Origin of the sequence: Streptomyces sp. NBC_01317 (assembly GCF_035961655.1) — a bacterium.
In the GTDB taxonomy this organism is placed as follows: Bacteria; Actinomycetota; Actinomycetes; order Streptomycetales; family Streptomycetaceae; genus Streptomyces.
Window position 1 is genome coordinate 4,327,035 of the sequence record NZ_CP108393.1, and the last position, 23,127, is coordinate 4,350,161.

The 23,127-nt window shown below is 68.7% G+C and carries 21 protein-coding genes and 2 tRNA genes; 8 read left to right on the plus strand and 15 right to left on the minus strand.

Features of this window, described 5'->3' with window-relative positions:
* Positions 1–8 precede the first annotated feature (8 nt).
* The 4 genes from OG349_RS18550 to OG349_RS18565 form a co-directional block, all read right to left on the minus strand.
* Positions 9–458: a copper chaperone PCu(A)C gene (locus tag OG349_RS18550; protein ID WP_442806396.1), complete on the minus strand. Its 450-nt coding sequence runs from the start codon at positions 456–458 to the stop codon at positions 9–11.
* A 71-nt stretch (positions 459–529) separates the two neighbouring features.
* Positions 530–1,192, minus strand: coding sequence for an SCO family protein (locus OG349_RS18555; RefSeq protein WP_327235675.1), 663 nt, complete (start codon positions 1,190–1,192; stop codon positions 530–532).
* 251 nt (positions 1,193–1,443) lie between these two features.
* Positions 1,444–2,214 carry a YcnI family copper-binding membrane protein gene (locus OG349_RS18560; RefSeq protein WP_327235676.1) on the minus strand — a complete coding sequence of 257 codons (771 nt, stop codon included), beginning with the start codon at positions 2,212–2,214 and terminating at the stop codon, positions 1,444–1,446.
* A 119-nt stretch (positions 2,215–2,333) separates the two neighbouring features.
* A complete protein-coding gene (locus OG349_RS18565; protein ID WP_327235677.1) occupies positions 2,334–3,176 on the minus strand; it encodes a hypothetical protein in 843 nt (280 codons plus the stop codon).
* A gap of 221 nt (positions 3,177–3,397) precedes the next feature.
* Between OG349_RS18565 and OG349_RS18570 the strand changes: the two genes are divergently transcribed.
* A complete protein-coding gene (locus OG349_RS18570) occupies positions 3,398–3,943 on the plus strand; it encodes an ATP-binding protein (RefSeq protein WP_327235678.1) in 546 nt (181 codons plus the stop codon).
* 47 nt (positions 3,944–3,990) lie between these two features.
* On the opposite strand, the gene OG349_RS18575 is transcribed toward OG349_RS18570, so the two are convergent.
* Positions 3,991–5,463: an aminopeptidase P family protein gene (locus OG349_RS18575; protein ID WP_327235679.1), complete on the minus strand. Its 1,473-nt coding sequence runs from the start codon at positions 5,461–5,463 to the stop codon at positions 3,991–3,993.
* A gap of 120 nt (positions 5,464–5,583) precedes the next feature.
* Positions 5,584–7,077 (minus strand): PP2C family protein-serine/threonine phosphatase, encoded by a 1,494-nt coding sequence (locus tag OG349_RS18580; RefSeq protein ID WP_327235680.1) that lies wholly within the window; start codon positions 7,075–7,077, stop codon positions 5,584–5,586.
* Between the two features lie 757 nt (positions 7,078–7,834).
* Here OG349_RS18580 and OG349_RS18585 point away from each other — a divergent pair.
* Together OG349_RS18585 and OG349_RS18590 are read left to right on the plus strand one after the other, a co-directional pair.
* Complete coding sequence (locus OG349_RS18585) at positions 7,835–8,518, plus strand: bifunctional DNA primase/polymerase (RefSeq protein ID WP_327235681.1); 684 nt, start codon at positions 7,835–7,837, stop codon at positions 8,516–8,518.
* Positions 8,519–8,733: 215 nt separating this feature from the next.
* Positions 8,734–9,342: a hypothetical protein gene (locus OG349_RS18590; protein ID WP_327235682.1), complete on the plus strand. Its 609-nt coding sequence runs from the start codon at positions 8,734–8,736 to the stop codon at positions 9,340–9,342.
* A 301-nt stretch (positions 9,343–9,643) separates the two neighbouring features.
* On the opposite strand, the gene OG349_RS18595 is transcribed toward OG349_RS18590, so the two are convergent.
* The 3 genes from OG349_RS18595 to OG349_RS18605 all read right to left on the minus strand — a co-directional run bounded on the left by OG349_RS18595 (position 9,644) and on the right by OG349_RS18605 (position 12,406).
* A complete protein-coding gene (locus tag OG349_RS18595) occupies positions 9,644–10,609 on the minus strand; it encodes a DUF5926 family protein (protein WP_327235683.1) in 966 nt (321 codons plus the stop codon).
* A gap of 199 nt (positions 10,610–10,808) precedes the next feature.
* Complete coding sequence (locus tag OG349_RS18600; protein ID WP_327235684.1) at positions 10,809–11,435, minus strand: ATP-binding protein; 627 nt, start codon at positions 11,433–11,435, stop codon at positions 10,809–10,811.
* Positions 11,436–11,512: 77 nt separating this feature from the next.
* A complete protein-coding gene (locus tag OG349_RS18605; protein ID WP_327235685.1) occupies positions 11,513–12,406 on the minus strand; it encodes a glycerophosphodiester phosphodiesterase family protein in 894 nt (297 codons plus the stop codon).
* 251 nt (positions 12,407–12,657) lie between these two features.
* On the opposite strand from OG349_RS18605, the gene OG349_RS18610 reads away from it, so the two are divergent.
* Both OG349_RS18610 and OG349_RS18615 read left to right on the plus strand, forming a co-directional pair.
* Positions 12,658–14,172, plus strand: a complete 1,515-nt coding sequence (locus tag OG349_RS18610; protein WP_327235686.1) for a S1C family serine protease — start codon at positions 12,658–12,660, stop codon at positions 14,170–14,172.
* Between the two features lie 130 nt (positions 14,173–14,302).
* Positions 14,303–14,389: transfer RNA gene (locus OG349_RS18615), tRNA-Ser, on the plus strand.
* A 286-nt stretch (positions 14,390–14,675) separates the two neighbouring features.
* On the opposite strand, the gene OG349_RS18625 is transcribed toward OG349_RS18615, so the two are convergent.
* Complete coding sequence (locus OG349_RS18625; protein WP_442806271.1) at positions 14,676–14,933, minus strand: hypothetical protein; 258 nt, start codon at positions 14,931–14,933, stop codon at positions 14,676–14,678.
* Positions 14,930–15,199: a DUF6284 family protein gene (locus tag OG349_RS18630; protein ID WP_327235687.1), complete on the minus strand. Its 270-nt coding sequence runs from the start codon at positions 15,197–15,199 to the stop codon at positions 14,930–14,932. Before OG349_RS18630 ends, OG349_RS18625 begins: the two co-directional genes overlap by 4 nt.
* A gap of 573 nt (positions 15,200–15,772) precedes the next feature.
* On the opposite strand from OG349_RS18630, the gene OG349_RS18635 reads away from it, so the two are divergent.
* Together OG349_RS18635 and OG349_RS18640 are read left to right on the plus strand one after the other, a co-directional pair.
* Positions 15,773–16,858 (plus strand): hypothetical protein, encoded by a 1,086-nt coding sequence (locus tag OG349_RS18635; RefSeq protein ID WP_327235688.1) that lies wholly within the window; start codon positions 15,773–15,775, stop codon positions 16,856–16,858.
* A gap of 177 nt (positions 16,859–17,035) precedes the next feature.
* Positions 17,036–17,126, plus strand: a tRNA-Ser gene (locus tag OG349_RS18640).
* A gap of 795 nt (positions 17,127–17,921) precedes the next feature.
* Here the strand turns inward: OG349_RS18640 and OG349_RS18645 are convergent.
* Complete coding sequence (locus OG349_RS18645) at positions 17,922–18,875, minus strand: hypothetical protein (RefSeq protein WP_327235689.1); 954 nt, start codon at positions 18,873–18,875, stop codon at positions 17,922–17,924.
* A 650-nt stretch (positions 18,876–19,525) separates the two neighbouring features.
* The gene (locus OG349_RS18650; RefSeq protein WP_327235690.1) at positions 19,526–19,684 is read right to left on the minus strand and encodes a hypothetical protein; all 159 of its coding nucleotides are present in this window, start codon (positions 19,682–19,684) and stop codon (positions 19,526–19,528) included.
* A gap of 168 nt (positions 19,685–19,852) precedes the next feature.
* Between OG349_RS18650 and OG349_RS18655 the strand changes: the two genes are divergently transcribed.
* Entirely contained in the window at positions 19,853–20,452 is a 600-nt protein-coding gene (locus tag OG349_RS18655) for an FG-GAP repeat protein (RefSeq protein ID WP_327235691.1), read from the plus strand.
* 91 nt (positions 20,453–20,543) lie between these two features.
* Here the strand turns inward: OG349_RS18655 and OG349_RS18660 are convergent, their stop codons facing one another.
* On the minus strand, positions 20,544–21,446 hold the full coding sequence (locus OG349_RS18660) for a trypsin-like serine peptidase (RefSeq protein WP_327235692.1): 903 nt from the start codon (positions 21,444–21,446) through the stop codon (positions 20,544–20,546).
* A 155-nt stretch (positions 21,447–21,601) separates the two neighbouring features.
* Positions 21,602–22,930, minus strand: a complete 1,329-nt coding sequence (eno, locus tag OG349_RS18665) for a phosphopyruvate hydratase (protein ID WP_327235693.1) — start codon at positions 22,928–22,930, stop codon at positions 21,602–21,604.
* Between the last annotated feature and the right edge of the window lie 197 nt (positions 22,931–23,127).

A 23,127-nucleotide genomic window follows, 5' to 3' on the forward strand; every position in this document is an offset into this window, starting at 1 on the left:
TCAGTCCCTCAGTTCTGGGCCGGGTTGTACGTGGTCTCCTTCACGGGAAGCTCGACCTTGATGGGGTCGGCCTTCTCGAAGTGCAGCTCGATGCCGATCTCCTGGCCTTGCTTCGGCTGCTGCTTGAGCTCGGCGAACATGATGTGGTTCCCGCCGCGTGCGAGATCCAGGGTGCCGCCCGCCGGGATGTCGAAGGACGTCACCTCCATCATTTTCTGGTCCTCGGTCTTGTGGATGGTGATGTTGTCGGAGAGAGCGCTGGTGACGGAGGTGAGTTTGTCGGCGGCTCCGCCGCTGTTGGTGACGACGAGGAAGCCCGCCGCGAGGTCACTGACCGGGCGCGGCATGTAGGCCCCGCTGACCTTCAGTTCGGGCGACTTCGAGGAGGTGGACGATCCGGACGAGCAGCCGACGAGTATCAACGCCAGTGCCAGGGCGGAGGTGAGACCACCGGCCACGACGAGGCGCGGCGACGTGCGGAGGGCGGGCGACGGGGCGGGGGCCGGGACGGGGGCGGCGGTGTCTCCCGTCACGGGTTCTCTCCCTTGATGATCTTCGGGAGGTCCTTGGCGTAGTCGTCCGAGGACGCGTCGTCGCCGTACAGGAGGTAGCCGCCGTCGGTCTTCGGGGAGAACGCGATGACCTGCGCTCCGTGCATGGAGACGACAGTGCCGTCCTTGTTCGTCGTGGCCGGGTCGATGCCGATGCCGATGCTGCGGGCGCCGGCCTGGATGGCCTTGAAGTCTCCGGTGAGCCCGACGAAGGAGGGATCGCCGGCGGCGGGCAGCCACTTGGCGAGCGACGCGGGGGTGTCCCTGGCCGGGTCGGTGGTGACGAAGACGACCTGGAGCTTGTCCTGGTCGGCCTTGGGGAGGGACTTCTTGGCGATGGCGATGTTGCTCATCGTGGTCGGGCAGACGTCCGGGCAGTTGGTGTAGCCGAAGTAGATGAGCGTCGCCTTGCCCTTGGTCCGCTCGCGGAAGTTGTACGGCTTGCCCTTGGTGTCGGTGAGGACGAAGTCGGGCTTGGTGAAGGGCTGGTCGAGCACGGTCGCGGCCTTGTTCTTCGGCTGCATGGAGATGTCGGCGATCGGCTTGGCGGCGTCGCTGCCACCGCCGTCGCCGCACGCGGTCAGGGTGAGTGCCGTCAGCACCGCGAGGGCGGCGGCGGTGGACACGGTCTTCTTACGCATGGGAGGTGTTTCCTGGTCGAGGGGTGCGGGATGCCGGTACCGGGCACGCGGGTCCGTGAGGGCCCGGACGGTGGGTGGTCGGGCTGCGATGTCTCCGTCCGTCGGAACGTCACCACGTTTCACCACGTGGCCACGTCACCACGTCGTGGTGTCGTGGCGTCGCGACATCACAGTCTCGCAATGTCGCGACGCCACGGCTCCATGGCTTCACAGCTCCGCGTGCCGCGCGTGACCGGCGGGTGGGGGGCCGGTCAGGCGGTGCGGCGGCGTCCGGCGAGGACACCGAAGGCCACGCCCGCGATGCCGACGACGATGCCGGTGATCCCGAGGACACGGGCGGTGGAGTCGCTGGAGTCGCCGGAGGCCGTCTCGGTCTTCGAGGTGTCGTGCGCCTCGCTGCCCTCGGCGGCGGGCTTGGCGGTGGCGCTGGTGGCCGGCGCGCCGTGCTCGTCCTCGGTGGCGGCGGTCAGCTGGAGGACGGGCGCCGGGTTCTCGGGCTCGGCCGCGCCTTCCTTCGGCTCCTCGATCCACCGGACGACCTCCTTGTCGGAGTACGTCTGGATGGCCTTGAACACCAGCTGGTCGGTGTCCTCGGGCAGCTGGCTGAGGGAGACGGGGAAGAGCTGGAACTGGCCGGACGGGGTCCCGCCGCCGGCGGTCGCCGTCCAGGTGACCTTGGAGACCGCCTCGGTGATCTGGTTGCCGTGCAGCTCCAGGGGCTTCGCCAGCTTGGCCTTGGTGACGACGATCTTCCAGCCCGGGATGGGCTCCGGCATCACGGAGGCCAGCGGGTGGTCGGCGGGGATGTTCACCTCCAGCTGGGTGGTGTTGGCGTCGTCACGCTCGTTGGGGACCTTGAAGTTGACGATGGCGGAACCGCCCTTGGCGGCGACGCCGAGCGGCTGCACACTCACGTGCGCGGACGCCGGGCCCGCCAGCAGCAGGACGGCGGAAGCGGCGATACCGCCGGCCACGGTGACACGGGCGACGTTCGAACCGGAGAACTTCTTGGCTGGGAACACGGAACACTCCACGGTGTGATGAGAAGTCAGTGATCGGGCGAGCGAACTGATGCGATCGCGTGGGGAGGGCACGCGACGGCATGGCGACCACACCCCCGTGCCGAGCGGAGTGCGTCGCGTCAGGCGGCGAGAGCGAGGCCGGCCGGCGGCCCGCGCCTGATCACTGTGTGCTGGAGTGTCTCCCCCGCCGGTACCGGCGGGGGGCCGTACGAGGCACGCGGCAGGCGCGGGCCCGGGGCAGGCGCACCGGGGAGTCCGGCACGCAGGGCCCGTACGAGAGAGAGGGCGGCGCGCAGGGAGCGCAGTTGAGCGTTCTCCCTGACCTCGCCGGCGCCCCGCGCCGAGAGCCGGACGAGCCGGTGCAGCGCGAGGTCGCCGTGGCGCAGGAGCCAGCCGGTCACGAGCGCGGCCAGCAGGTGGCCGAGCACCATCGGGAGGGAGGGCAGGAGTCCGTCGGCGGACGCCATGGGGCCGACGTTCATGACCATGCCGTGGGCGCCGTGGGCGCCGTGCGCGGCGGCCGTGCCAGTCGTTCCCATGGCGCCGTGCCCGGTCAGGCTGATCCCGGCGTCGGCGACGATCCGTTGCGCGTCGACGGGGCTCAGCGAGACGGGGCCCGCGCCGCAGACCAGCTTCGCGGCCATCCTGATGAGGGCGTCGTTCGTGCCCGGGCCCGTGGGCATCACCATGTGCTGCTGCCCGAACCCGAAGAGGCTGTGCAGGGCGAGCTGCCCACCCGTCAGGGCCGCGACGACGGTGGGGGTCGAGCGCACGCGTCCGGCGAGCGGAGCGGCGACCGCGAAGACCCCCAGGAAGCCGAGGACCAGGGTCCACCAGGGGACGGGGGCACAGGCGGCCAGGACGTGACCCGTCGCGGACAGCAGAACGCAGACCGCGGTGAACACCGCGGTCCTCAGCAGCCGTGGAGCGGCTGCGGCGCGAGCGACGTGATCGGACGACATGGCCGGGCCATCATCGCACTGGGCCCCGGGGCGCCGCAGGGCAGGTCCGCAAGGCCGTTCTCTGTCCTGTTCGCCGCCATACACCGCGGTCCCCCGTCCACGCGTCCGCCGAACGGGGGCTAATGGGGGCTATCGGGGCCATCCGGTCGTCCGCGTGCTTACGAAACGGCGTGAAGGGCAATACGTATCGGTATGTCGAGCCGTGGCCGGGAGGCTGGAGCATGAGCATCTGGTGGTCTCTGCACTTGCGGCGCGAAGCCGCGAGCGTCCCGCTGGCCCGGCGCCTGCTGCTCGGCACGATGGAGACCGCGGGCGTCGACCCGGACGTCTCCTTCGACCTGTCCGTCGCGCTCAGCGAGGCCTGCGCCAACGCCGTCGAGCACGGGGGCGGCGAGGGGCCCGGGGAGGCGCCGGGGGCGTACCAGGTGACGGCCTATCTGGACGGCGAGAAGTGCCGTATCGAGGTGGCGGATTCGGGTCCGGGCTTTCCCGCGCGGCGGATGGTGCGCCGTACCACCCAGGTCGGCGCGACCGCGAACTCCACCGCCTCCGCCACCCCCGTCCCCGCCGCCGTGTCGGCCGGTGCGACGGTGACCGTACCCGTGACCCCGGCCCCCGCCGTCACCGCCGAGGGCGGCCGGGGCCTGTGTCTGATCGAGCAGCTCGCCGACCACGTGCACTTCCGCAACCGGCCGGGGCGCGGCGCCGTGGTCAGCTTCGACAAGATCCTCAAGTGGCGGGAGGGCGCCCTGCTCCGCGCCATGTGAGCACGGGGCAGGACGCCCTCCCGGTACCGGTACGTACCTGCGCGTACCTAGTTCTTCAGCGCCGCCATCCACGCCTCGACCTCGTCGGCCCGGCGCGGCAGTCCCGCGGACAGGTTCCGGTTCCCGTCCTCCGTCACGACGAGGTCGTCCTCGATCCTGACCCCGATCCCGCGGTACTCCTCCGGCACCGTCGTGTCGTCCGCCTGGAAGTACAGCCCCGGCTCGACGGTGAGGCACATGCCCGGCTCCAGCGTCCCGTCGGCGTATGCCTCCCGGCGCGCGGCGGCGCAGTCGTGGACGTCCAGGCCGAGCATGTGGCCGGTGCCGTGCAGGGTCCAGCGCCGCTGGAGCCCCAGTTCCAGGACCTTCTCGACCGGCCCCTCCAGCAGCCCCCACTCGACGAGCTTCTCGGCGAGCACACGCTGCGAGGCGTCGTGGAAGTCGTGGTACTTGGCGCCCGGCCTGACCGCCGCGATCCCGGCCTCCTGGGACTCGTACACCGCGTCGTAGATCTTCCGCTGGATCGCGCTGTAGCGGCCGTTGATCGGCAGCGTGCGGGTGACGTCGGCGGTGTAGAGCGTGTGTGTCTCCACCCCGGCGTCGAGCAGGAGCAGGTCGCCGGAGCGTACGTTTCCGTCGTTGCGCACCCAGTGCAGGGTCGTGGCATGCGGTCCGGCGGCGCAGATCGAGCCGTAGCCGATGTCGTTGCCCTCGACGCGGGCGCGGAGGAAGAACGTTCCCTCCAGGTAGCGCTCGCTCGTCGCCTCGGCCTTGTCGAGGACCTTCACGACGTCCTCGAAGCCGCGCACGGTCGAGTCGACGGCCTTCTGGAGCTCACCGATCTCGAACTCGTCCTTCACCGCGCGCGCCTCGGAGAGGTACACACGCAGCTCCTCGTCGCGCTCCGCCGTGACCTTGTCGGTCAGCGCCGCCTCCACCGAGGCGTCGTGACCGCGCACGACCCGCACGGGCCCGGTGGCCTCCGCGAGGGTGGTGGCCACCTCGCGCACGTCCTTGGCGGGCAGGCCCAGCAGCTGCTCCGACTCGGCGAGCGAGTGCCGGCGGCCGACCCACAACTCGCCCTGGCCGTCGAGCCAGAACTCGCCGTTCTCCCGGTCGGAGCGCGGGAGCAGATAGAGAGCCGCGTCGTGGCCGTCGTCCTGGGCGCCGTTCTTCCGCGGTTCCAGGACGAGGACGCCGTCGTGCGTCCGGTCGCCGGTGAGGTACGTGTACTCGGTGCCGGCGCGGAAGGGGTACTCGGTGTCGTTCGACCGCGTCCTGAGGTTGCCCGCCGGGATCACCAGGCGCTCACCGGGGAAGCGCGCGGAGAGCGCGGCGCGGCGCGCGGCCGTGTGCGACGCCTGGGCGATCGGCTCCAGGCCGTGCAGCTCGGTGTCGGCCCAGCCGGACTTCATGTTTTCCGCGAGCTCGTCGGACACGCCGGAGTACAGACCGTTCTTCCGCTGTTTGATCGGCTTCTCTTCCGCTTCCGGGGTCTCCAGGGGGAGCTCCTCAGCCACGTCTTCTCCTCGACTCGATACGACTCTTCATACAGCTCTGGACATACGACTCTGGACCGTCCTTCCATCGTATGTGCGAAGGAAAGAGGGTCCAGGTCGATGTGACGGGCTTGTGAGCAATCAGTCGAAACGGACCGCGAGCATCACCACGTCGTCGGCGGATCCGCCGCGGCCGGTCACCCCCGCCGCCACCCCCGCACCCTCCCCCGGCAGCACCGCCCGCAGGACGTGGTCCGCGACCGCCCCCGGATCGTCCCGCGCCGCCTCCGGCACACTCGCCGCCGCCGCGTGCAGGCGCGCGAAGGCCCGGTCCATGGGCTCGCCGGTACGCCGCAACAGCCCGTCGGTGTACAGCAGCACCGTTTCTCCTGGCTCGGGAGAGACCTCCACGCTCGGCGCCTCCCAGCACGCCAGCATCCCCAGCGGCGCGGACAGGGACGTCTCGACGAACTCGGTCCGCCCCGCCCCCACGATCAGCGGCGGGGCGTGCCCGGCCCCGGCGAGCACGACCGAGCCCCGGGCGGGTTCGGCGTACGCGAAGAGCGCGGTGGCGGTACGGGCCGGCTCGGTGAGCCGCAACAGCAGTTCCAGATCGGACAGTACGGCGACGGGGTCCTCGCCCTCCATCACGGCGTACGCCCGCAGGGAGGCCCGCAGCCGCCCCATCGCGGCCACCGCGCCCGGCCCGGAGCCGCTCACCGACCCGACGGCCAGCCCCACCGCGCCCTCGGGCAGGGCCAGGGCGTCGTACCAGTCACCGCCGCCCTGCGGCCCCGTGCGGTGGCGCGCCGCGAGCCGGACGCCGGGGATGCGGGGCAGCCGGCCGGGCAGCAGTTCCTCGGTGAGGGTGGCCGTACGGGCGCGGGCGCGTTCCAGCTCCACGAGAAGAGCGAGGTGCTCACTCGCGTACCGGGCGTAGAGGCCCACCAGATGGCGTTGCCGTTCGACCGGTTCGGCGGGTTCGTCGTAGAACCAGACGACGGCGCCGAGCCTCTTCGGGGCCGGCGTGTTCATGCCCGGCGTGTTCACGTCCAGGGTGTTCACGTCCAGGGTGTCCAGGTCCGGCGTGTCCAGGTCCGCCCTGTCCGGATCCGGCGTGCCCGCTGTCGCGAGCGGTACGGCGTAACTCGCCCCGTACCCCAGCCGCGCCGCCACCTCCCGCTGGCGCGGATCCAGCTCCGTATCACCGAGCAGGTCGGGTACGGCGACGGGTTCGGCGCGGCCGGCGGCACAGTCGAGTAGGCGTCCGTACGACGTGGCGCGGCGCGGCACCGTCTCCAGGTGCCCCAGCTCGGCGTGGGCCAGCCCCAGGCCGAGCGTGGTGACGGGGCCGAGGCCGTCGGCCGGTTCGCACACGACCAGACCGCGCCGGGCGCCCACGAGGGCGGCGCCCGCGCGCAGGATCTCGTTCAGCGCGCCGTCCAGGGAGCCGGTGCCGGCCAGGCGCTCGATCAGCTCGTGCAGGGTGGTGAGATCGGACACCCATCCGGCCAGCCGGTCCTGGAGCAGCAGCCCCGGCGGGGGTGTCAGGTCGTCGAGTGGCGCGGCAGTCTGCGCGGGGGCGGAAGCTGGTGGATCGATTCCAGCCACTTTCGGAAGGTTCGGAGCGCTCATGGCAACCGGCTCACCGACCGGTACGTTTCGCGCGTACCGTGCAACAGCATTGCAAACCCCCACGTCATTCTGCGCGGCTATCCATGCATCCACTCCATGGATTCACATCTACCCCTACAACTGGGGCAATGTCCAGCATTGCCCTGGTGAGGCGACGGCTAACTCGCGCAGCCTGAACTTGGCGAAAAAATGACCCCCCTGATCAGGTTTTGCGATCGACTGAGTGAGTTCAACCTGGGGGGTCTGCCGGGGCTGAGTTCACCTACGGTCCAGGTGGAGCGTCATTCCGAACGTGATGGGTACGTAAACGGTGACGGACAGGGGCAGTTGGGACCGCCCCGGAACCTGGCAGCAGGCCCGGGCGTCTTATCCGCCGTAGGCCGCGCACCCCATCCCCTCGGAGTGGCGAGGAAAGTACGGAGTACAGCGGGAGAGCAAGCGCAATGCGCACGCCACCCCTCGCCACAACCTCAAAGAGGACAGTCCGACAGCCCGACGGCCCGACAGGTCGTGCCCGGCCCCGAGGCGCCGTCATGCGCCGCCAGGCCTGGAACGCCTGTCCGTGCCCCCGGGGGCGGCGCGGCACAGCGCGGCGAAGCGTCGAACGCACAGCGACAGCGGATGCACACACAGCACGCACAGCGATTGCACGCACAGCGGATGTACGCACAGCGGATGTACGCACAGCGAAATGATGCACACACATGGTGTCAGTGTCATGTGGACCTCGGCGTTCAACGGAAAGGAACGAGCGCTCATGCGCGAGATCCTCGGAAGGCGGCGCAGGCTCCGGTTCCGGCGTAAGGGGAGGCCTGCCCAGCTCGACGCGGCGCTCACCTACGCCTCGGCGTGGAGATGGCCCGTCCTGCCGGGCGCCGGGCTGACGGCGTCCGGCGCACGCGGGACACGCGGTTACGGCTGCGCCTGCCCCGACCCCGATTGCGCCGTACCGGGCGCACACCCCTTCGATCCAGGACTGCTGGCGGCCACCACCGACGCGCGCATGGTGCGCTGGTGGTGGGGCAACCGCCCGACGGCTCCGATCGTGCTGGCGACCGGCGACAGCGCGCCGTGCGCGGTGAGCCTGCCGGCCGTCGCCGGTGCGCGCGCCCTGGTGGAGCTCGACCGGATGGGCATGCGCCTCGGCCCGGTCGTGGCGACGCCCACGCGCTGGTCGCTGCTGGTGTCCCCGTACACCCTCGAACAGCTCGGCGAGCTGCTCTACGCGAAGGACTGGGTGCCCAGTTCGCTGCGCTTCCATGGCTCGGGCGGCTATCTCATGCTGCCCCCGTCCGAGGCGGCCGGCGGACAGGTCCGCTGGGAGCGGGCCCCGCTGCCCGGCTCGGCGGCGCCGTGGCTGCCGGACGTGGAGGCGGTCGTGGACGCGCTGGTCGAGGCGAGCACGAGCGCACCGGACGGCGGGAGCCGGCTCGCGTACTGAGCGGTGAGCGCTGAAAGGTGAGCGCTGAGCGCTGAGAGGTGAGAACCGAGAGCGGTACGGCGCTGCCGTGCCGCTCTCACCTCTGTTGTCACTCGTACGGGTGTGAGGCGGCCCGAGAAGTGGGGAATTGGGCGCGCGGCGCGGCTGGACGGCCCATTTCGCCGATATCTTTCGGCCGACCGTCAGCAATTTCCCCGCATCGGCAGGTGGCCCCCATGAATCTGCGCGCGATCGGGCTCACGGCTGTTGTGGTGTGCACCGCACTGCTGCCGTTCGCCGCCTCCGCGGGACCCGCTTCCGGTCCGGCGCCCCTCCCGCGTCCCCTTCTTCCGGTGGCGGTGCCCCCGGTTCCCCTCCCGCTGCCGCTTCCGGCTTCACATCTGACCGGAATCGATGGGTCTACGGCGGCGGGTGACCGGCCGGTCGCGGGAGGGGGTGCAGCGGTACGTACGGCCGAGCGGTGCGGTCCCGAAGTCGCCTCCCCCGAGGGGATCGAGGCCCAGTCGTGTGTCCTCAGCGGGGGGCGCGACACATGGGCGCGTACGTACTACCGGAACGCGACGGGGCGTGAACTGAGCGCCGTACTGAGCCTGATGGGTCCCGGCGCGCGGACCGTACAGACGCATTGCGCGGTGGCGGCGGAGGACGAGCCGGCCACCTGTGAAACCCCTCGTGAACCGTCGCTGGGAAGGGCTTCGCGGTACCTGGCGATGGCGGAGTTCGCGGCTGTGGGGGAGAACGGCGCCGAGGACGGGAAGAGCGCGGACGACGCACCGCTGTTGCTGCGGTCGGGGAGCAACTCCCCGGGCTCCGGGGGCCGTTGAGCGACGGACCCGGTCCGGTCACGCGAACGCCCGGCCGCTGGCGACGGGGGATGCACCAGCGACCGGGCTTCTAGAACCGTAACAAGAGATCGGCGGTTAGCAAATTCGATCCGGTGTATTCGGACAATGAATTACCTGCCGGTAGGGAGGATGTGACAGGTGTCACCGCCTCCGGGGAAAACACCGCGACGGTGGTACGGAGACGGCGAATGGTGTCGTCCGGTGTCGGCGTACCGGTGTCGCCGTACCACTGTCGCGATCGCCGCCACGGGTCGCTCCCGGGCCGGCCGCCCCGGCACCGTCAGCTGAGCGTCACCTGGCGGTTGGTGAGCCCGCCGCGCGCCCTGCGCTCGTCCCCGCTCAGCGGCGTGTCGGCCGCGAGCGCCGCCGTCAGCCGCTCCGCGAACTCCGTCGCCGGCTTCTCGCACTCCTCCGCGCCCATCGTGCTCGGCAGGTCCCAGACCGGCACGGTCAGCCCGTGCGCCCGGAAGGAGCCGACCAGCCGGGTCCCCTCACCGAGGCCCGACGTCCCGGCCGCGTGCAGCCGGGCCAGCGCGTCGAGCAGCTTCTCCTCGGGGTACGGCATGACCCAGCGCAGGTGGTTCTTGGTGGGCGTCTCGCACCAGTACGCGGCGTCCGAGTGCGCCAGCAGGACGGTCGGGATCGCGGCCTCGTTGGCGCGTTCCAAGGAAGCGGTCACCTCGGCGGTGGAGTTCTCCGCGTCGGGCACCCAGAACTCGAAGCCGGGGTGCACCACCGGGCGGAAGTCCGCCTCGGGGTCCAGGAGGTCCTGGAGGCGCGGGCCGTCGGCGGGCGCCCGCTCGGAGGCGACGGGCGTACCGGGCTCGGCGGTCAGCGCACGCCGGAGTGTGTCGGCGAGGTCCCGGCTGAGGTCGCCGGACGAGGTGTCGTTCTGGAGCGCGAGCAGGACGGAACCGTCGTCGCGGCGCAGCGCCGGCCAGGCCATCGGCAGGACGGTCGCGAGCGTCACGGACGGGACACCGTCGGGCAGCCCGTCCCTCAGGGTCAGTTCGACGGTCGCGGCGGGCACCAGCTCGCGCAGCGCGACCCAGTCGCACTCACCGGCGAGGCCCTCGAAGGGGCGCTGCACCAGCTCGGTCACGGCGTGCGCGGCGGAGCGGCCGTGGCAGGCCTTGTAGCGACGGCCGGAACCGCACGGGCAGGGCTCGCGGGCCCCCACCACCGGGACCGGTCCGTCCTTGAGCTGCGCCGTGTTGGCCTTGGTCTGGGGGCGCTTCTTGGCCATGGTGTGGCTTTCTCCCGGTAGCGGCGGTGCGGTGTCGGCGCGAGCCTAGCCGTACCGGCCGGGGGAGTGGGTCCGCCGTACAGGTGTACGGGCAGGCGCGGCGCCCACCGCACGCTTCCCGCCACGCCCCACCCGGGCCACGCCCCACCCGGGCCCCGGCCCGGTCGGGCCCCGGCCCGGTCGGCCGGACGCCCGGGCCTCAGCCCAACTCGTCGAAAGCGTCCACGAAACCCAGATCGCCGACGTCGAGTCCGACATCGAGACCGGGGCCAGTGACGCGCGTAGCGAAATCGTCGCGGCGGTGTCCTTCGGTGACGAGCACCCACACCGTCACCTCACCGGAAGCGCTGTCCCGTACACCCCAGTCCTGCGCCAGCGCACTGATGATGTTGAGCCCGCGCCCGCCGCGCGCCGTCACCGACGGTGTCGACGGGACGGGACGGGTCGGACCGCCCCCGTCCGTCACCTCGACCGTCAGCCGGCCCGCCTTGTCGACGTGCCAGGCCGCACGGATGTCCCCGTCGCCGATGTCCGAGCGCCCCAGCGGCCTGCCGTGCCGGCAGGCGTTGCTGAGCAGCTCGGAAAGGATCAGAACCGCGTCGTCCACCACTGCGTCCGACATCCCGTTGCGCCGCAACTGCTCGCGCATCCGGCGTCGCGCCGCCCCCACGCCCGCAGGACCGTGGGGTACGGCCATGCTCGACGACGTGGGCGCCTCTTGTGCCACCAAAACCGTCACCCCCGAGACCTCCTTAGCCCCACGCCACGATGTGAATGCCCCATTGGCCTGGACCGGAAACCGGCCATAGGGGAGCCGTTGACGCACTCATGACTCTCGAACACAGTTCGAGCGCGCCGGTGCACTCCCTGGGCGGGGAACGCGCCTGGAGATCTCGGAAGATCTCAGACAGGGCGGCCCAACTGGGACAGGACCTGTTTGGGGCGGTTGGTGATGATCGCCTCGACTCCGAGGCGTACGCACAGATCGACGTCTTCCGGCTCATTCACCGTCCAGACGTGGACACGGTGGCCCGCTCTGTGCAGGCGGGCGATGTAACCGGGGTGGTTGCGGACGATCCGCATGCCGGGACCCGCGATCCGCGAACCGGCCGGCAGCCGCCCGTCGCGCAGCCGGGGGGAGACGAACTGCATCAGGTAGACGGTCGGCAGCTGGGGGGCGGCGGAGGCGATCCGGTGGAGCGAGCGGGCGGAGAAGCTCATGATCCGTACGGCGGACTCATGGAGTTCCACCCCGTTCCACGTCTCCCCGGCCGATCCGACCTCGGCCGATCCCCCCTCGACCGATCCCGTCCCACCCTTGGCCCCGGCCCGACCGGGGGTGGGACGGTCCAGCCCGAAGCGCCGCAGCAGTTCGAGCAGACGCTCCTCCACCTGACCGGCCCAGCGGGTGGGGTGCTTCGTCTCGATGGCCAGCTGGACGGGGCGCCCGGCGTCCGCCACCAGTTCGAGCAGCCGCTCCAGCGTCAGTACGGAGGTGAACTCGCGGTCCCGCCAGTCCGGGCTCTCCTCGCTGTCCCGCCAGGAGCCGAAGTCGAGCGCGGCGAGGTCGGCGAGCTCCAGGGCGGAGACGGCGCCGCGTCCGTTGGACGTACGGTTCACGCGACGGTCGTGCACACAGACGAGATGGCCGTCGGCGGTGAGCCGTACATCGCACTCCAGGGCGTCGGCGCCGTCCTCGATGGCCTTGGTGTACGCGGCGAGGGTGTGCTCGGGGGCGTCCTCCGAGGCTCCGCGGTGTGCGACGACCTGAATACTGTGGTGGCGGGCTTGAGTCACCGCGTCATGGTGCCATCGTGCCGGGGTAGGCGGGCGAACGGCCGGGGGGCTGCGGCCGGTCGGCCAGAGGTGCAGGCGTTTTGTCCGTAATGAAGAATGATGGTACGACGCACAGCTCCTGCTTACAGTGGCCTGACGTGCTGTGGACAAAACTGTCCGCAGAAACTTGCGTGCGAACCGTACGGAATTCTTGCCGACGACCCTGCCGATGACCTTGCCGACGACTGACGTGGAACCGAGGAGAACGAGCTGTGAGCACCGAGAACGAGGGCACTGGGGCCTCAGGCGCCCCGTCCGTACCTCCCGTGCCGGATGCCGCTCCTGAGGGCACACCCGCGTCCACACCGGCTCCGGCCGACGCCTACCCGCAGCCGGGACAGACGCCTCCCCCGGCCGGCGACTACCCGCCGCCGGGGCACACCCCGCCCCCCGCCCACGCGCCTGCGGGCGCTCCCGGGGTTCCGGGGGCCGGGACTCCCGGAGCCGGGATTCCGTCCGACGCCCCGACGTCGGCGCAGCCCGTAGTCGACGCCTCCTGGCCGCCGCCCCCGCCGGTGCTCCCCTCCTACGGAAGCGGCGGCTCGTACGGAAGCGGCGGCGACGGCCCCGAGTGGGGCAGCCCGGAGCACGCGCGGTCCAGGCCCGGCGGCAAGCGCCTGGGTCTGTTCATCGCGGCCATGGCCGTCGTCGCGCTGGTCGCGGGCGGCCTCGGGGGCGGTCTCGGCTACCAGATCGCGAAGAACGACGACGACGGGGTCGGCTCGACGACCGTCTCGGCCGCGGACGCGCCGAAGGACTTCGCCCGCGCGGCGGACACGGTCGCGGCGGTGGCCGGCAAGTCGCTGCCGAGCGTGGTGACCATCGAGGCCAAGGGCGGCGACGGCGAGGGCGGTACGGGCACCGGCTTCATCTACGACAAGCAGGGCCACATCCTGACCAACAACCACGTGGTGGCGTCCGCCGCCGAGGGCGGCGCCCTCACGGCGACGTTCTCGAACGGCAAGAAGTACACCGCCGAGGTCGTCGGCCGCGCCGAGGGCTACGACGTGGCCGTGGTGAAGCTCAAGAACGCCCCCTCGGGCCTGAACCCGCTCCCCCTCGCCGACTCGGACGCGGTCGCCGTAGGCGACTCCACGATCGCGATCGGCGCCCCGTTCGGCCTCTCCAACACCGTCACGACCGGCATCATCAGCGCCAAGAACCGCCCGGTCGCCTCGGGCGACGGCACCGGCAGCAGCAACTCGTACATGAGCGCCCTCCAGACCGACGCCTCCATCAACCCGGGCAACTCCGGCGGCCCGCTGCTGGACGCCGGCGGCGCGGTCATCGGCATGAACTCCGCGATCCAGCCCTCGGGCAGCGGCGGTACGGGCCAGGGCCAGGCGGGCTCCATCGGCCTCGGTTTCGCCATCCCGATCAACCAGGCGAAGAACGTCGCCGAGCAGCTCATCAAGACCGGCACCCCGGTCTACCCGGTCATCGGCGCCACGGTCACGATGACGGAGGGCGGCAGCGGCGCCACGATCTCGGCGGACGGCCAGGGCGGCACCCCGGCGGTCACCCCCGACGGCCCGGCGGCGAAGGCGGGCCTGAAGGCGGGCGACGTCATCACCAAGTTCAACGACACCCCGATCGACAGCGGCCCGACCCTGATCAGCGAGATCTGGACCCACAAGCCGGGCGACAAGGTCACCCTGACGTACAAGCGCGCCGGCAAGGAGTCCACGGTCCAGGTCACCCTGGGCGAACGCAAGGGCGAAAGCTGACCCCCGAACACCCCCACCCCTCACCCCCACCCCTCACCCCCACCCCTCACCCCCACCCCCACTAGGTCCCCCCACCCCACCCCCCGCCCGGTAAGCTGTCCCCGCTCCCGAGCAACACTCCCGGAGCAAAGGTGGGTTGCCCGAGCGGCCTAAGGGAACGGTCTTGAAAACCGTCGTGGCAGCGATGTCACCGTGGGTTCAAATCCCACACCCACCGCGCAGGTCAGCGTAGACGCTGGTCAGAAGGGGTGCCCCTCACTGAGGGACACCCCTTCTGCGTTCACCCTGTCTCACCCCGCCTCGCGGGTTTCCCAGTGTTGACCAGGGCGTATGGCCAACCTGTGGCCAGGATCGGCCAGGGTCAAGGAGCCGGTTGTTCGTCCTTAGCCTGGTCGGCAAAGCCCTGGTCGATCAGGTCGTTCATCCGCTCTTCTTCGCCGTCCAACACCTTTGCGTAGTAGCGCTGGAGAACGGCGATGCTCTGTCCGGCCCGACGGGCGGTCTCAGCGAGACTCACCCCCGATCGCAGCCAGAAGGAGACGCAGGCGTGGCGCAGGTCGTACGAGCAGCAGGGCCACACCCGCGCCCCCGACGACGTACGCGGCGATCGGCATGGACGCGTCCTTGGCGACCGTCCACATCCCCGCCAGCAGCGCGCCGATGAACGCCAGCAGCAACGAGGTCTTCGTGTCGGTCCGTGCGATCTCCGCCTTCACCTCCGCATGAGCGGCGGCCAGGCTCTTGTTCAGGTCGGCACTCACGCCGCACCCCCGGAGGTGGTCACCGTGGTGGTCCGGTTCGCCAGCTCCCGGCGGGCGGCCAGTACGCGCCGACGTGCCCGGCGGACACGGCGCGTGTCCAGCTCGTTGGTCGGCCGGTCCAGGGTCATGATCTGCGCGTCGAGCAGTTCGGCATCCGCCCGGATGAGCGGCATCTCGATCTCGATCGCGGCCAGTTCGGAATCCGTCGGCTCAAGCCAGGGCTCGAACGCCGTAACGGCGTCCTGAACAGTAACGATGTGATCCATGGGTCGTGCTCCTCATCAAGTGGGAACGGCCCGAAACAGCGGCCCCGGTGTGTCAGCACCGGGGCCGCGCGCCGTTGAAGCGGGCAAGGTTCCGGCTCCCCTCGGCCCTGGCCGTACGAGATGGCCAGGGGAGGCAACCGGCCGAAGCGCCGAAGCGCTGCGGAAGGTGTTGCGACGTGCTTGTTTGTCTCCTTCGGGACTGCGACCCCACTGCACCACATCTCTCCGAGGGCTGGCGTAAACGACAGGATCGAATTTGGCGAAACCCTCCGCACCGACCTTGGCCCGACCGTAGACTCACCCTTCATGCGTTTGTTCCTCAGAAAGATAAAACCGTTTCTCACGAATAATCGGACGGCGCGCGCGAAACGCAGCGGAGATGCAGGGCGGCACACGCCACGAATGCCGAATTTCCCTCTCGCGTTGGCATTCGCTTTCTTGGCGGCTTCCTCTTGCGCTTGGCTCATCTTCGCCGGGATGGCTCATCTAACAGGCGCTGACGTCGGACTGTGGCCCGATAAGAATTCGTCCCTACCGCCGGATAGGCTTTTCGATCTCACCAGAAGCACTGTCATGGGAGCCGGGCTTCTCGCTGGAGTTTTCGCCATTGTGTACGCCTATAGAAAACAGAAGATCGAAGAAGCCGCTAGCCGCAGGGCTGATGCCGATAGTCTCGGAACCAGGTACCAGAACGCAGCCGAGCAGCTCGGGAATGAGAGTTCTTCCGTACGCTTGGCTGGCGTCTATGCGCTGTCACGGCTCGCAGACGAAGACGGTTCCCAGCGAGAGACTATATGCAGACTTCTATGTGGGTACTTGCGGATGCCGTATAACCCCTCCGCTCCACCCAACGGGGAGCGGGAAGTGCGTCACACAATCATGAAGGTAATCACGGAGCACCTACAGGAGCCTACGGCGGAGAGCTCTTGGTGTGGCTACGACCTGGACTTCAGTGGAGCCGTCTTCGATGGGGGATCCTTCGCAGGATCGCACTTCATAAACTGCTACATAAGCTTCTCTGGATGCCGCTTTAGCTCCGGAAAGACTCTGTTCGATCGCGCGATACTTGAAGATGTCCACGTTGATTTCGGAGATGGAGAAAGTGATCCAGCACTATTTGATGGAGGCATAGTGCATTTTATCGGAGCACAGTTCAGGGCCGGATCCAGTGTGAGCTTCATTTTCGCCGAGATCGCCTCAGGGGGTCTGGAGTTTGGCGATTCCGTATTTCACCCGGGAAGTGTAACTACCTTCAGCGCAAGCAGGCTCGGCAGGGCTAGTCTAAGCTTCGGTGGGCCAGTCTGGGTAGGGGCAAAATTTCTCGGTGGCCGCGTCGACTTCGCCGCGGCCGAACTTGATGCAGGCATGCTGAGCTTCATGGGTGCACATTTTTCTGGGTCGCACGTGGGCCTCGATAGCATTCGCCAAACCGGCACTTCCATCGTTTTTGATGATGCGTTGTTTGATGCTGGGCGAGTAACGTTCACTGACGCGCACTTCGATTCCGGCGAGGTGACTTTTGAAGACACCGTCGCCCCAGAGGTTGTAGTGAGCCCGTGGCCCCTCCAACTGCCCCTAAGGCAGCGCAGGAGGGCAAGCCGGCGCCGCGGATGGCGTCCACCATTCGGGCTCGCAAGGTCCAAGGGCGGTCGCTTCTGACCTTGTCGCAGCAGAGCCACAACGGCAGTCACTACCAACAGCCGGTCGGCGCCAATCACCCTGCGCCAGCCGGCGGCCCGTGCGTGAGCCGAAGCAGCCCCGGTTCTGGAAGCCGTGGCCATCCTGCGGCCTAGGGAGGCCACGCCAGACGCGGGCGAGTGGTAAAGGCGCTGGCCAGGGGTGGTCTCGTGACAGAGAAGCGAGCGGTCTTGAAAACCGTCGTGGCAGCGATGTCACCGTGGGTTCAAATCCCACACCCACCGCACCAGGTCAGAGAACGTGCTGATCAGAAGGGTGTCCCGGATCCGGGACACCCCTTCGTCGTGATCCCTGTCTCACCCTGAGCCGCCCCTGTACCGCGTTGGATCACTGCTTGTGGACCAGACATGGACCACGGTCCATCGCTCCCAGCGTCGCTGACCTGCGTTTCTCTGGGGAGGAGGAATCGCCGGGGCTTGCCGCACATGGATGGTCAGCTGAGCGCCGGTCGCTCGGCTGTCCAAGCACTTCTTGTGGTCCTCCACGTGAAGCCGGAGATTACGGGTGGGCTGAAGGAGGTTCTCGGAGACCAACAGACGGACTTGGAAGTAGCTGTTCCTGATGTCGGAGACGGCTTGCCCGATCATTGACCACATCTCACGTGATGGTTGGCTCTGGGCCTCAAGCGCCCGGCTGATGTCTGACGCAGCGATCGCGTACCTGTCGTACGCGGCGAGTAAGGCACGGCAGGACTCCCGACGTTGCCCGCGGAGCCAATGCTCGTGATTGATCGTTCCTTGATCGTGCACTTGCCTGGCGGTGGCCCGTGCAGCCGTCTCTGCCCCGAGGCGTGTGCCTCTTACAGCAGCCCGGCCCCCGATGGCGGCTCCACTGATTCCACCTATGAGCCCCACCTGCGGAGATCAGTGCTACAAGTCCTTCGTCCATGGATGCAGAATGCAGGCCAACGGCCCTGGATGGGGGCTGTTTTGCAAAACAGACAGACACCCTACGGCGAAATATGTAGGGCGTGTGGCAGGGATTCAGTAAAGCAAGGCGCTCTGTCGTGAATCCCCCGGTCTTGCTAGAAAGGAGGTTCGTTCTCCGCGCGACGTACTCGGTCTGCGAGCTTGGGGTTTCCGGCCTTAGTCAACTCATCTGAAAAATCGGCGTGCTTCCCGTAGGGGATCCCCCAGATGGCCTCCTTGATGAAATCGTCATCGACGTTGCTCTTCTTTGCTTCGAATGAGACGCTGTCGAGTTGGTACCAGCTCCTGCCGGCGCCTTTCATGATTTTGGTTCTGTCGCCGGGCTGTCCGTGAGCTCCGATGTACTGAGCGAACTCGATTACTTGCTCCGAGTTGCGTTTCTCTCCGATCTGAGCCAGAAGAGCGTCGGCGTCACCCGAAAGCGTGGTGAAGCGAAGGTGATTCACGATTCGGACAATATTCGGTGCGGGTTGCACCTTGGATAGGGAAGACAAGTAGGCGTTGACTAGCTCTGGTAGCCCCACCCGTCTCAGGCCGACGATGATGGCGGGCGAAGAGAAGGCCCCATGCTTTCGCGCTACCTGGGCCAAGTAGCCGCCGATGACTCGATCTCGATCCGAAGTAGCCCAAGGGTCCGGGGAAGGATCCCACGGGTTTAGCTCCTCGACTGGGAAGGATTTGTCGAACGCAGCAATTATTTGCACTATCTCCTGCGGGCTCTCCTGCGCGGCCCTACGCAAGAGCTCTGTGCAAGACATTTCTGACAGTAGGAGCGCCTCAATGACCTCTGGTAGCCATGTCGAGACTGGGCGGTCGATCGATTTGGTTACGAGGTCCACTAAGTCGTGCATATGCGCTTGACGCAGAGGCTCCAGGTTCCACGGCTCTATATCTTCGGGCTTACTATTGCGCTGGGGTGACTGTGGGATTCTGAGTTCCTTCGCCCGGAGTGAGCTCGTGTATAGATCTCTCCAGCGAGATTTATCTACTTCCTGAGGGGTTAGTGGTGACTCGATTAGCCTTGCATGCTCTGCGATGGCTTCGACCATGCTAAAGATTTGCGCGAGGTTCGGATGCGATTTCCCCGTGATCTTTTCCTGGATTGTCGATCTCGCCATAGGGTTGTCATGTGCCTGCCTGGCGATTAGTCGCTCAATCTGCCGGTACGTGGGATTACCGGCTCTATTTCGCAGATCTTGTAGGCGCGATGCGAGGGTCACAGTGGTGCTCCTTCGTCGTCCAGCTGCGTCCGGGTGTGTCCGGTAGCGTCCGAGACTGTCTGGCTGATCGGTCGAAACACTAGGTCAGTGCCCTGATAGCTGTCCGGTGTTTGCCGGAACTTGCCATCCTGATAGCGACGTTGAAGGTGGACAGGTTCTCTGATGGGTGCCGGAGCAGCCGCGCTGACCTCGGGTCAGGCACTGCGTTTGTGATCGGCACAGGAACGTCTCACTTGAGTGATCGGAGAACACGTCAGATGAATCCGGAGAAGCCCGCCGAGCGGGAAGGTGGGGTTTCCTCAGGGGGAGCCACCTGGGCCGCTCTCATGACGGCAGCTTCAGCACTGGTTGGCGCCGTAGCTGCGATCATCACGGCCCTTCGCGGGTAGAGACGTTTGGCCACCGCCCCCCAGTGTGGCGACGAGAGCCAGTGCTGGTGGGGTGCCCCATGAACACTCCACCTTGGGCGGTGGCACCTATCAGCGGCTGACCTGTCGCGCGGCTTTGAGTGCATGCTCGATTTGCTGATTGGCGTGCTGCTGGCTGCGATGGATCGCCTTGGCGTAGAAGCGGAATAGCACGGCGATGCTGTGGCCGACGCGCCGGGCGACCTCAGCCGGGGAGACGCCGGACTCCAACCACAAGGAGGCTTCAGCGGCCCGGAGTCCGTACGGCACCTCGGCAAGAGGGTCTTGAAATCGTGTGGGGTGAGAACGACGCGGCGAGCAGCCTTCCAGATGCCGCTGTACTCCTTACTCAGGAGGCCGCCGCCGCGAGCGGCGCGGAAGAGTCGGCCGTCCTCGGCGGTGCCGAACTCCGGCTCTCCCGCCGACAGCGACGACCTCAGCGAATCGCTGCTCGACGGCGGTACGGTCGACGTCTTCTTCGGCGGGCCCACTGGGCCGAACACCCGTGAGCACGCATTCCAGCACTGGACCCAGACCACCGTCGGCGCCTCCGGCGAGGACACGATCGGTGATCGGTTCGGTGGTGCCGTCACCGTGGGGGATGTCAACGGTGACGGCTACGCCGACGCCGCGATCAGCGCCCCCGCCAACGACATCAACAGCCTCACCGATCCCGGCACCGTGTGGGTGATGCGCGGTACGGCCAACGGGCTCACCCCGAGAGGCCTGGCCAGTTTCAGCCAGAGCACGCCGTCCGTCCCCGGTGACAACGAGGACAACGACCGGTTCGGCGGCGCCCTCCGGCTCATCGACGCCAACCGCGACGGCAAGGCCGAGCTGGTCGCCTCCGCGCCCGGCGAGGACACGGACGACGGCGCCGCCTGGGTCTTCCCCGGTACGGACAACGGCCCCGCCGGGGCCGGGTCGTGGTCCTTCAACGGTGCCACGCTCAGCGCGCCCGTTCCTGACGCCCGTTTCGGGGAGACTCTCGCCCCGTAGCCCGTAGCCCGTAGTCGTCTTCTCCGCAGTGTGGAAGGGGTGCCTCCGTTGTGGAGGCACCCCTTCTTTCTGTGTGCGCGGGGTTGGTTTGTCAGGCCTTTTGGGCGCGGTCGTAGACCTTCTTGGCTGTGGCTCCGAAGATCTCCCCGTACATCTTGGTCGGGGTCAGTGAGTCCAGCGAGGCGTTGACCGAGATCAGGGTGCCCTTGCCCGTGGTGGTGCTGAAGCCGGCCAGCCAGGGGCCGCCGCTGGAGCCGCCCGTCATGTCGCACGGGATGGCCTGCGTGCCGTCGGCCTTCTTCGCCGTGCCGACGCACCGGAGGAGTTCCTCGCCGAGCTGCGGGCGGGTCGCCGAGTAGCCAAGGGCGGAAATGGTGCCGCCGACCGGGCGGTTGAAGGCGATGGCCTGGCCGCCCACGACGTCGGTGAGCTTGCGGCCGTTCTTGTCGGCGTCCACGACGAGGGCGGACAGGTCGTCCGTGGAGTCGTACACCCACGTACGCGGGGTCGCGGCGCTGCGGACCGCGAACGTGCCGTACGGCCTCTTGCCCTTGTGGTAGCCGGGGACGAAGACCATCTCCGTGTTGGTGTTGCCGGGCGAGGAGCCCCGGCGCACGCAGTGGGCCGCGGTCATCACGGCCGAGCGGTTCGCGCTCTTCACGGCGGTGGCCGTGCACCACGTGTCGGCGCCGTTCGCGTTGACGAAGAAGAGCCGGCCCACCGTCTTCAGGGCAACGCCCTTGTACAGCTTGGCCTTCGGCCCGGTCGGGCCGAGGTCCACGGACTTCCCGACGGCCTTGATGCGGGCGGCCGTCCAGTAACTGAGGGCCGCCTTGCGCTCCTTGGCGGTGTACGAGAGGACCGAGACCGGGTCGGGAGCGGCGGCGGCCGTCACCGAGGCGGGAGCGGCGAGGACGAGGACCGTACCGGCGACGGCGAGTCCCATGGCCCGGCCACGAAGGCGCCGGATCAGGGAAGTTGAGGTCTCGGACATGGTGGTGTCTCCTCGGCAGGTGCGGCGGCAACAGCGGGCAACGGTGAGCGGTTCGCCCGGCAAGACCGGCGGACCGGCCCCCTCGGTTGCGCTGTCGGCGATCTGTGACAGAAGCAGGTCACAGCAGGTCACAGCAGGTCACACACGAGCCGCCGTCACGCCCTACGCAGCGCGGAGCCGCCCGCGAAGCGTGCCGCGTCGCCCAACTCCTCCTCGATACGGATCAGTTGGTTGTACTTCGCCGTACGGTCGGAGCGGGAGAGCGAGCCGGTCTTGATCTGACCGCAACCCGTCGCCACCGCCAGATCCGCGATGGTGGTGTCCTCCGTCTCGCCCGAGCGGTGCGACATGACAGCCGTCCACCCCGCCCGGTGGGCCGTGGCCACCGTCGCCAGCGCCTCGGTCAGGGTCCCGACCTGATTGACCTTGACCAGGACCGAGTTGCCGACACCGGTACGGATGCCCTCGCGCAGCAGCGTCTCGTCGGTGCAGAACACGTCGTCGCCGGTGAGCTGGCAGCGGTCGCCGACGCGGGCGGTCAACTCCCGCCAGCCGTCCAGGTCGTCCTCCGCCATCGGGTCCTCGATGGAGACGACCGGGTAGGCGTCGATCAGCCCGGCCAGGTAGTCGGCGTTCTCGGAGGGGGTACGGCGCACCCCCTCGCCCGCGTAGTCGTACACCCCGTCGTGGAAGAACTCCGACGACGCCGGGTCCATGACCAGGCCGATGTCCGTGCCGGGGCGGTAGCCGGCGCGCTCGACGGCGGCCGTCACGAAGTCGAGTGCCTCTTCGGCGGTACGGAGGGCGGGCGCGAAGCCGCCCTCGTCGCCGACGCCCGTGGAGTGCCCGGCGGCCAGCAGGTCGCGGCGCAGGGTGTGGAAGACCTCGCTGCCCATGCGGACGGCTTCGGCGAAGGTGTCCGCGCCCACGGGCACGATCATGAACTCCTGGAAATCCAGCGGATTGTCGGCGTGGGCGCCGCCGTTGACGATGTTCATCATCGGCAGCGGCAGGAGATGGGCGCCGGCGCCGCCGAGGTAGCGGTAGAGGGGTTGGCGGTGGGCCGCCGCGGCGGCCTTGGCGGTGGCGAGGGAGACGCCGAGGATCGCGTTGGCGCCGAGCCGGGACTTCGTGGCGGTGCCGTCGAGGGCGATCAGCGCGGCGTCGAGACCCGCCTGGTCCGCCGCCTCCCGGCCGCGTACGGCCGCCGCGATCTCCCCGTTGACGTGGGCCACCGCGCGGTCGACGCCCTTGCCGTGCCAGCGCGCGGGGTCTCCGTCGCGCAGTTCCACGGCCTCCCGGGCGCCGGTGGAGGTGCCGGAGGGGACAGCCGCGCGTCCCGGGGAACCGTCCGCCAGGACGACGTCGACCTCGACCGTGGGGTTGCCCCGGCTGTCGATGATCCGGCGGGCGGTGACGGTGTGGATGGGGGTGCCGACGGTTCCGGTGGCGGCGTTGACGGTGGCGGCTGCCTTCGCGGACATGGGAGTCCCTTCCCGTTGTCGTGTGTGCCGTGGCCCCGGCTGCGACGACGCTGGCGCTGGGCCCGACGACAGAAACCGTACAGCAATGCTGGTCAGTTCTGCTGCTCAGTTCAGCTGTTCAGTGTGGCTGTTCAGCGCCGCTGTGTAGTGTTACTGTGCAGGTCAGGTGCGCAGCAATGCTGGTGAACGCGGTAAAG